The 8878-nt window shown below is 69.5% G+C and carries 10 protein-coding genes; 8 read left to right on the forward strand and 2 right to left on the reverse strand.

Annotated features, from left to right (window positions below; all coding sequences use genetic code 11):
• Nucleotides 1-81 precede the first annotated feature (81 nt).
• Together ACZ7BZ_RS34545 and ACZ7BZ_RS34550 are read left to right on the forward strand one after the other, a co-directional pair.
• Nucleotides 82-294 carry an MbtH family protein gene (locus tag ACZ7BZ_RS34545; protein WP_470361802.1) on the forward strand — a complete coding sequence of 71 codons (213 nt, stop codon included), beginning with the start codon at nt 82-84 and terminating at the stop codon, nt 292-294.
• A gap of 41 nt (nt 295-335) precedes the next feature.
• Nucleotides 336-1091 carry a thioesterase II family protein gene (locus tag ACZ7BZ_RS34550; RefSeq protein ID WP_470361803.1) on the forward strand — a complete coding sequence of 252 codons (756 nt, stop codon included), beginning with the start codon at nt 336-338 and terminating at the stop codon, nt 1089-1091.
• Nucleotides 1092-1165: 74 nt separating this feature from the next.
• Here ACZ7BZ_RS34550 and ACZ7BZ_RS34555 read toward each other — a convergent pair whose 3' ends face one another.
• Nucleotides 1166-2113 carry a helix-turn-helix transcriptional regulator gene (locus ACZ7BZ_RS34555; RefSeq protein ID WP_470361804.1) on the reverse strand — a complete coding sequence of 316 codons (948 nt, stop codon included), beginning with the start codon at nt 2111-2113 and terminating at the stop codon, nt 1166-1168.
• Between the two features lie 157 nt (nt 2114-2270).
• Here ACZ7BZ_RS34555 and ACZ7BZ_RS34560 point away from each other — a divergent pair, with 157 nt between their 5' ends.
• The 4 genes from ACZ7BZ_RS34560 (at nt 2271) to ACZ7BZ_RS34575 (ending at nt 5155) form a co-directional block, all read left to right on the forward strand.
• A complete protein-coding gene (locus ACZ7BZ_RS34560; protein WP_470361805.1) occupies nt 2271-2570 on the forward strand; it encodes a hypothetical protein in 300 nt (99 codons plus the stop codon).
• A 153-nt stretch (nt 2571-2723) separates the two neighbouring features.
• On the forward strand, nt 2724-2879 hold the full coding sequence (locus ACZ7BZ_RS34565) for a hypothetical protein (protein WP_470361806.1): 156 nt from the start codon (nt 2724-2726) through the stop codon (nt 2877-2879).
• A gap of 261 nt (nt 2880-3140) precedes the next feature.
• The gene (locus tag ACZ7BZ_RS34570) at nt 3141-3884 is read left to right on the forward strand and encodes a helix-turn-helix domain-containing protein (RefSeq protein ID WP_470361807.1); all 744 of its coding nucleotides are present in this window, start codon (nt 3141-3143) and stop codon (nt 3882-3884) included.
• A gap of 101 nt (nt 3885-3985) precedes the next feature.
• Entirely contained in the window at nt 3986-5155 is a 1170-nt protein-coding gene (locus tag ACZ7BZ_RS34575) for an aminotransferase (RefSeq protein ID WP_470361808.1), read from the forward strand.
• Here the strand turns inward: ACZ7BZ_RS34575 and vioC are convergent.
• Nucleotides 5145-6173 carry an arginine beta-hydroxylase, Fe(II)/alpha-ketoglutarate-dependent gene (vioC, locus tag ACZ7BZ_RS34580; RefSeq protein WP_470361809.1) on the reverse strand — a complete coding sequence of 343 codons (1029 nt, stop codon included), beginning with the start codon at nt 6171-6173 and terminating at the stop codon, nt 5145-5147. The genes ACZ7BZ_RS34575 and vioC overlap by 11 nt on opposite strands.
• A gap of 189 nt (nt 6174-6362) precedes the next feature.
• Between vioC and ACZ7BZ_RS34585 the strand changes: the two genes are divergently transcribed.
• Entirely contained in the window at nt 6363-7508 is a 1146-nt protein-coding gene (locus ACZ7BZ_RS34585) for an aminotransferase class I/II-fold pyridoxal phosphate-dependent enzyme (protein ID WP_470361810.1), read from the forward strand.
• A 772-nt stretch (nt 7509-8280) separates the two neighbouring features.
• A complete protein-coding gene (locus ACZ7BZ_RS34590) occupies nt 8281-8616 on the forward strand; it encodes an ATP-binding protein (RefSeq protein ID WP_470361811.1) in 336 nt (111 codons plus the stop codon).
• Nucleotides 8617-8878: the final 262 nt, after the last annotated feature.

An 8878-nucleotide genomic window follows, 5' to 3' on the forward strand; every position in this document is an offset into this window, starting at 1 on the left:
CAGCGGATCTGGCCGTGTGCCGCCACTGCGGCCTGCCGACTGCACTGGACTCCCGGCTCGGCCGGGTAAGGAGCCGCTGCCGTGAACCCGTTCGATGACCCCGAGGGCATCTTCTTCGTTCTCGTCAACGACGAGGACCAGCACTCCCTGTGGCCGTCCGACCTGGACGTCCCGGCCGGTTGGAAGGCCGTTCACGGCCCGGCCGGCCGACAGGAGAGCCTCGACTACGTGGAGGCCGACTGGACGGACCTCCGCCCCCGGAGCGCGCGCCGCGATGCGGTGGTCAGCGGCTGATCGGCGTACTACCTGATCGAGGCGGGTCCGGGGAGCAGAACATGAACGGGCAGTTGATGAACGACGAACGACGCTGGCTGAAGCGGTTCGGCCGACGCGACAGCACGGCCGCCATCCAGCTGCTGTGCTTCCACCACGCGGGTGGCAACGCCGCGATGTACCGGCAGTGGGCGAAGCTGCTGCCATCGAGCATCGAGGTGATCGCGATCCAGCTGCCCGGCCGGACCGACCGGTTCAAGGAACCGCCGTACGACCGGATCGAGCCGCTCCTCGACGACCTGATCGAGGTGGTCAACCCGCTCCTGGAGCGGCCGTTCGCCTTCTACGGCATCAGCATGGGGGCCCGGGTGGCCTGGGCGCTCGCCCACACGCTGCGCGAACGGGCGATGCCGCAGCCGCGCCGGCTCTTCCTGGCCGCCAACACCGCGCCGAGCACCGACGACGGCACGTTCGAGTGGGAGGACCAGGAGCACGGCCTGGAGGGGTACCTCAGGAGCATGGGCGGAACCCCCGAGGAGGTCCTGGCCCAGCCGGAGCTGATGGCCGCCCTGCTGCCGACCCTGCGGGCCGACCTCACCGTGCTCAGCACCTACCGACCGCGGCACAGGGTGCCGTTGGGCATGCCGATCCACGCGTTCGCCGGCATCGACGACTTCTCCGCGCCGCCGGAGCGGATGACCGGTTGGCGCGAGGAGACCACGGCGGCCTTCAACCTCGACCGGGTGCCCGGTGGGCACTTCATCACGGGGCCGGCCGAGCAGCAGGTGCTCGCCGCGATCGCCGGGGCCGTCGGCTAGCCCGAGGGGACTCGATCCGGCCAATCTCCGGGGCCGTCCAACCGCCTCCGTGGGCGGTTGGACGGCCCCGCGGTTCAGTCGGACGAGGCGGACAGGTACCCGCGCTGCACGGCGTGCACCCCGGCCTGGAACCGGCTGCGCGCATCCAGGTGTTCGAGCAGGTTGGACGCGATCCGACGGACGGTGCGGGTGGAGATGCCCAGGCTGTTCGCGATCGACTCGTCGGTGTTTCCCTGGGCCATCAGCCGCAGTACCTCGGTCCGCTGTCGGGGCAGCCTGCCGCGCTCCGGTGCCGCCTGGGTGTCGAGCGGCTCGGCGGACTCCCAGATGCTCTCGAAGAGCGCACGGACCAGGGCGACCACGCCAGGGTGCTGGATCAGGACGGCGCTGGCCGCCGTGTTGTCGCTGCGGTTCGCGACCAGCGCGGTCCGGCGGTCGATGACGATGACGCGGTTGGGCAGGGTGGGTGAGGTGCGGACCCGTGCCCCCAGGCTCTCCAGCCACTGGGCGTGCGCCATGGTCGGGGGGTCGCGCCGGACGCTGTCGAGGTAGACGGTCCGCATCCGGACACCCCGTTCGAGCAGACGGCGGTTGAGGGGCCGGGAGGCGGCCATGTTGGCGACGGTCTGGGCGCCTCCCGGCGCCAGCGTCAGGAACTCGTCCTGGACCGTTCTGTTGAGAAGTTCGAGGTGCTCCCGTATCGCCTCGATGCCTTCTATGTGGCGAATTCCTCCGTCATTTCCGGCGGCGTATTGGCGCCCGTACTGGGAGATCGCCTCCGCGATGGCTGCGCGACTCTCCTCGAGCTGCTGCTGATGCGCCGCGAGATTGACTTGTTGTCGCGCAATTAGGGCATCCAAGCCCAGTAGCGGATTGACCGGGCGGACCTGGTTCTGGTCCTCTGTGCATGGGCGGGCGAGTGCAAACTCGCTCAACTCGCTGAGCGCGTCGCGCACTTCGGATTCTGACAGTGCGAGCCGGTGCGCCCAGCTGACGACGTTTTCGTTGGGATGGGCCAGCATTGTCCGATATACCGACTCGGCGGCTGCACTTATTCCAAGGCGGCTGAGCACCCGGCCCACCTCCGGTACTTGCGAACTTGACTCGTGGTTGCTTCATTCTAGCAAAGCCACTTTGGTTGGTATGCACCTTTTGTTCCGACTCCTTTGATTGCGGCATATGACTACATATCTGGTCCATATTCATCTGAGGCCGCTGGTCGCAGCGGTGGCCCTGCCGCCCGAGTGCATTGCGGCCGTCGCCGGTCTGGCGGCCCGCCCGGGGGTCGTGCACGTGGTCGTGCATTCCTCGGACCGCCCCTGCCCGGTCGTCGGCCTGTACCTGCGGGAGTCGACCCTGATCCGGGCCGAGGAGTCCGCCCGGCTGCTCTGGCAGCAGTTGGTCGATGCCGAGCCGGCGCTCCGGGAATGGGAGTTGCTGCGCGCTGAGGTACCGCTGCTGGCGCTGGGCGATGAATGACCGAAGGGCCGTTCCGGCAGTGGCCGTGTCCTGAGGAGGACATGGCCACTTTGCCCCCTCCAGCCCCTCTTCTCGCCCCCCGGATCGGCCGGTCAAAATCTTGCCACCGGTCGGAAGCTACCGGCCGGTACTCATACTTGGGGGAGAGAGACGATGCGACGTGTCAACGGCGTACTGGCGGCGTCGGGGCTGCTGGGGTGGTCGGGGGGATGGGCCGCGGGCGCCAGCGGTGCCGTGGTGGCGGGGCCGGTCGCGGCGGGCAGCGTCCGGACGATGGTCGTGGCGCCCGGCGACTCGGGTTGGCAGTAGAGGTCCGGGGTGGAAGCTGCTCGTACTGCTGTGGAAGCGTCAACCGTGCGCTCCGGTGCGGAGCACCTGCTGGAACTGCGCGATGCGGTGGGCCGGGCCCCGGTCCACACGGTCGCGCTGCGGGACCTGCTGATCGCAGGATCTCCCCGGAACACTGTCGAATGTCCTGACTACACGCGTGAACTCGCCGACCTCGACGGGTCGCTACCACCTGTCCTGGTGCACCGCGGATCGATGTCGGTGATCGACGGAGTACATCGCGTGCGGGCCGCTCTGCTGCGGGGGGCCACGCACATCGAGGCCCGCTTCTTCGAGGGGAGCGAGACGCAGAGCCGCCTGCTGGCAGTGGCCCTGAACGTTCGGCACGGCCGTCCGCTGTCGCTGGACGAGCGTCTCGCGGCGGTGCGGCGCATCCTGACCCGGCACCCGGAGTGGGCGGACCGGTCGGTGGCGGCACTGGCCGGGGTGGCACCGGGGAAGGCCGCGGACGTTCGGCGCGACCTGTACGGCGAACCCGCCCCGGGCACCGCCCGGGTGGGACGGGACGGGCGGGTCCGTCCGCTGGACCCCGACCGGGGACGGCTCCTGGCGGCGCAGTTGCTGGCCCGCAACCCCGGCGCCTCGCTCCGGCAGATCGCGAAGGAGTCCGGGGTCTCGCCCACCACCGTCTCCGACGTGCGGGCGCGGCTGGCCAGAGGGGAGAGCCCGACCCTGACGGAGCCCCCGGCTCCCCGGACGGCGGTCCGGCAGCGCCCCGCGGAACCCGGCCGGGAGCTGCCGGCCGGCGACATCCTGGACGCCCTGCGACGCGATCCGTCCCTGCGCCTGAACGACACCGGGCGCTCGGTCCTGCGCCTGCTCGACGTCAGTGCCGCCTTCCTGCGGGACGGGGAGACAATCGCGGCCGGCCTGCCCCCGCACTCCGTACAGGCGGTGGCCAGGCTCGCCCGAAGATACGCCCGCAGCTGGGCCGTCTTCGCCGACCGGCTCGGCAACGCCTCGTGAGCCCCGGCGCGGGCTCGGGGCGCCAGTCCCCTGAACCGGTGAGTGGGCGCCCGCCGGACATTCCCGGAAGGCTCCGCAGAAACCGAAGAATGGAGCGCAACATGCGACTGAATCCGCTCGTCCACCGGGAGACCGATTCTCCGATCGGCGCCGCGTACGACCTGCTCGACCACTGCAGTGGTCAGCGTGAACTGCTGGACCTGGCGCAGGCCGCCCCGCAGTACCCGGCCGCGCCGGAGGTGGTCGCCCACGTCGAAGCCGTCGCGCGGAGCGCCCGCGGCGCCGACTACGTCGAGCTGGCCGGTCTCGCGAAACTGCGGGAGGTGTTCGCGGTCGAGCTGAGCGAGGCGTACCGCGGGACGGTGGGCATGGACGACATCGTCGTCACCGCAGGCTGCAACCAGGCATTCTGCCTCGCGGTGTCGGCGGTCGCCGGGCCCGGCGACGAGGTAGTGCTGGCCCTTCCCTACTACTTCAACCACGACATGTGGCTGAAGATGAACGGCATCCGGCCGCGCTACCTGGAGCCGGGCGCCGACTTCGTCCCGGACCCCGCCGAGTGCGAGGCGCTGATCAACGACCGGGTCCGGGCCATCGTCCTGGTGACCCCGGGCAATCCGAGCGGCGTGGTGCTCGCGCCCGAGGTCATCGCCGGGTTCGCGGCCCTGGCCGAACGCCGTGGCATCGCGCTGATCCTCGACGAGACCTACCGGACGTTCTGCGGCACCGAGGAGCCGCCGCACGCGCTGTTCGGGCAGCAGGGCTGGGGCCGCAGCGTGATCAGCCTGCACAGCTTCTCCAAGGACCTGGCCATCCCGGGCTACCGGGTCGGTGCGGTGGTCGCCTCCGCCGAGGTCAACCGGGAGATCATGAAGCTGCTGGACTGCGTGGCGATCTGCGCGCCTCGGATCGGTCAAGAGGCGGCGTGGGCCGGGCTGACCGCGGCCGGCGACTGGCGGGCCGCGCGGGTGGCCGAAATCGCGGCGAAGAAGGTCCGATTCGACGCCGTCATGGCCGACCGGCCGGGCGGCTTCGAACTGCTTTCCAGCGGGGGGTTCTTCGGCTGGGTGCGGCACCCCTTCGCCGGCCGGGCCACGGAGGACGTGGTCCGCGACCTGGTCCTGCAGCACGACACCCTGGTCCTCCCCGGCACGGCATTCGGGCCGGACGACTGCGGGACCTTCCGGGTCAGCTTCAGCAATGTCGACGAGCCGGCCATCGGTGAGCTCGCCCGGCGGTTCGCCGCCGCCGGAGCCGCGCTCAGTAGATGATCGGGTCCGCAGCCGAAGGCCGCCAGGCCCGTGAGCCGCGGATGTTCCGGGTGATGTTCAGCCGCTTGAGCCAGCGGTCCGAACCGTCGTACCGGGGCCGGAAGGACCGGCGCCCGTGTACGGCGCGGAAATTGTCGATGAAGGCAACGTCCCCAGGCCGCAGGACCAGGTCCTGCATGTTCTTCTCGATCTGCTCGCAGAGTTCCTGGAACGCGCGCAGCGAACGCTCGGACCAGTCGTCCTGCTTCATGTGGTACGGGTCGAGGGCCATGTAAGGGTCGTGCCGGTCACCGGAGAGGACGGGTCGTTGCACGGGGTTCTCGTTCCAGGACTGGATGAGTGCGAAACTGCGTTCTCGCAGCCGGTCCTGGACCGGGTCACCGGTCGACTTGGCGGTGTTCTGCGGAAGGTGGGAATTGTCGGGCATCTGCGTGAAGTTCGACTCGAACAGGGCGTCGACGTCCAGCGCCGCCCAGTCGAGAGAGCCGGCGTCGCAGACCGTGGTCGCTGCTTCGTCCGGGTTCTTCAGACACATCAGCGAGACGTAGTCGCCCCGGCACGGGTGGAAGGCGTCCTCGGTGTGCCAGGACAGGTGCTGCAGGCTGTTGGACCCGAGCTCGTAGTGCTCGTGGCCCTTGATCGGCAGCACGTCGTGCATGATGCGGCCGTCCTGCTGGGTGGACCAGCCGAACACATCGCCAAGCCTGGCGGCGCAGAGCAAGAAGAAGATCTCCTGCGGCAGGGCCGTCGAGCCGTGCTGGGTGTTGCGCCAGTGCTCCGGCGTCGGGCCCAGGGTCCGCTCGTCCACGTCCAGCCCGGAGATCAGGCACACGGCCGCCGGCTCGGTCCGGCGGTACTCCTCGAGGAACTCCAGCAGCCGCACCGGCAGGGCGCAGGCCAGGACCGGCGCCCGTCGTAGCAGGTCCGGATTCTCGATCGTGCCGTGGGTTTCGGCGAGTTCGGTGAGCATCGGGAGCAGTGCGGCGTTTTCCTCCGCCGTCAGCGTCAGCTGGTGCATGGGTTTTCTCCTCGGAACGGGCCGGGCCGATCTCGCCCTTCTCGGTCGGATTCTGCAGTGTACGAGCAGCCGTCTCGGCAATTCGGTCCCCATTAGATGGGACAGGCACAAAGACGGCCCGGCCATTAGCATTCGTTTCCGGATTCGGAGAATGACGTTGTCCGAGCGCTACAAGGGGCTGATTCTTCAATGAGTGACGTTGTCAATCTGACCACGATGGAGGTCGACGCGCTGACGGATGCCGACGGCGGCCTGAACCTGACCGACGGTCACGCCCGCCTCGGGCTCACGCCGGAGCAGGCCGCCATCATCGGCGGCATTCCGGACATGTTCGCGGAGGCTTCGAGTCGGCCGTTCCAGGACATCGAGCGCGAGGCGCACACGGCTTTCCTGCACGCGATCGGTCAGTACAGCGCGCCCATCGGCACGGGCCGGATCTTCAGCTGCTACTCGTCCACGCTGGCCACGGACATCGTCGCGCGGGCCCTGCCGGTCGGCGCCACCATCGCCGTGCTGCACCCGACCTTCGACAACATTGCGGACCTGTTCACCACGCGTGGGCTGAAGCTGGTGCCGATGACCGAGCAGCAGCTGATGGACCGGGACTGGCCGGAGGCGCCGGTCAGTGCCATCGTGGTGACCCACCCGAACAACCCGACCGGCCTGGTCACGCCGCGCGGACACCTGCGCTCGCTGGCCGAGCACGCCGCCCGGAACGGGCAGACCGTCATCATCGACGCCAGCTTCCGAGGCCAGGTCCGTGACGCGCAGTACGACACCTACGAGGTGCTGGACGCGGCCGGGGCCGACTGGATCGTCATCGAGGACACGGGCAAGCTGTGGCCGACGCACGAGCTGAAGATCGGCCTGCTGGCCTTCAGTGAGCGCACGACGCTTCCGCTGTACCGGGCGTTCTCGGAGTCGCTGCTCGCGGCCTCCCCGGTGGTGCTGCGCCTGGTCACCGCGCTGGCGGGGGACTGGGTCGAGGGCGGGTACGAGCGAGCCCGCGACATGGTGGTGCGCAACCGTGTGGTGGTTCGGGAGGCGATCGAGGCGGTCGGCCTGGAACTGGCCGACCCGACCTCGCAGATCAGCGTGGCCCGGATCGCCCTGCCCGAGGACGGCCCCGGCTCGGGTGAGCTGTACCAGAAACTGGTCACCCAGGGCGTCCACGTGCTGCCCTGCGCGCCGTTCCACTGGGCCGACCCGAAGAGCGGTGAGCGGTTCATCCGGATTTCTCTGGCCCGCCCGTACGAGACCGTGCGGCAGGGGGCGGAGAAGCTCGCCGCCGCCTTCGCGGAGATCTCTGCCGACAAGGGCGTACTGGTCGCCTGAGGCGCAGAGTTCCGGACCGCCCGCCGCCCAGCCGAAGGCGAGGCGGCGCGAGCTGACGGAGCGGCATGCCTGCCGCGCTCCGTGGCCGGCCGGGGCTATGAGCGGTCGGCGGCCCTGAGACCGGGCCGCCGACCGGCCCGTTGTCGTGAGGCGGCGCAGGACGCGGGAACGGGCTTCAGGAACAACCAGAGCGACCTCGAGGGCGCTTGGCTCCAGCGCCGAAGGACAGTCGCTCCCAGGCCGTGTGTCCGGCAGGTGCGGCGCATTGCTGCGCCGTACCCCCTCGCAATTGCACGCGAAACGTCGTTCCTCCACGCCCGGCGTCAGGAAGCCGAACAACTGAAACGGCCCACTCATCAGTCAAACCGTCCGGCTCCGTGGGCCCAAACGGCTGCGGAGCCGGACGGTTCGCCCGACATCCACGACCGCACCGGGCCGACGTGAAAATTCCTGAAACTCGTGGCCCCGCAGCCGCCCGAAACAGTGGCGCAGACGACCCTCAGAGGGCCGCGGCGGGCTTGCGGCGACAGTGCGCACCTTCTCCTGGCCGGGTGCTCCCGATTGTTCCTCAGGAGCATGCCAGCGGCCTCGCCAAATTGGTTCTGACCTGGCGTTCTCTCGGAAATCTCCTAGGCTGGGGGAGCTCTGTCGGATACCCTCGGAGGGGGCATCATGAGCGAGGAATCCAAGGCGTACGACGCCAGCACGATCGTGATTTTGTAGGGCCTGGAGGCCGTTCGGAGGCGGCCCGGGATGTACATCGGATCGATCGGTGAGCGGCCTCCACCACCTGGTGTTCGAGGCCGCCGAGCGGGCACTGGATGAGATCCTCGGCGGCACTGCCAGCCGTGTCGAGATCACCCTCACCGCCGACGGCGGCATCCGCGTCGCCGATGACGGCACGGGCGTCCCGGTCGAGCACGCCGGCCACAGTGACGGCCCTCCACTGGAGACCCGGTTGACCGTGCTCTGTTGCGGGGTGCAGCCTGCCAACCGGCGCTCGCTGTTCGGCGGCTACTCCGGTGTGGGACTGGCCGTCGTCAACGCGCTGTCGGGCCGTCTGACGGCCGAGGTACGGCGCGATGGCGCCCGCTGGGTGCTGGAGTAGGAGCGAGGTGTAGCCGTCGCGCCGCCCGCCCACGCTGGACCTGCCGTCGGCAGCGGGACCGCGATCACCTTCCGGCCCGATGCCGAGATCTTCGAGGCGCTGGAGTTCTCGTTCGACGCGCTGGCCGAGCGCTTCAGGGAACTGGCCTTCCTGAACCGGGACTTAGAAGTCATCTCATTTGGACAGTCGGCGGTGACAGATGAGTGCTGCGGCGATGCTGGCGAAGGCGGCGAAGTGTTCGCCCTTGCGTTCGTACCGACGG

This window comes from Kitasatospora sp. NPDC036934, from assembly GCF_055608425.1.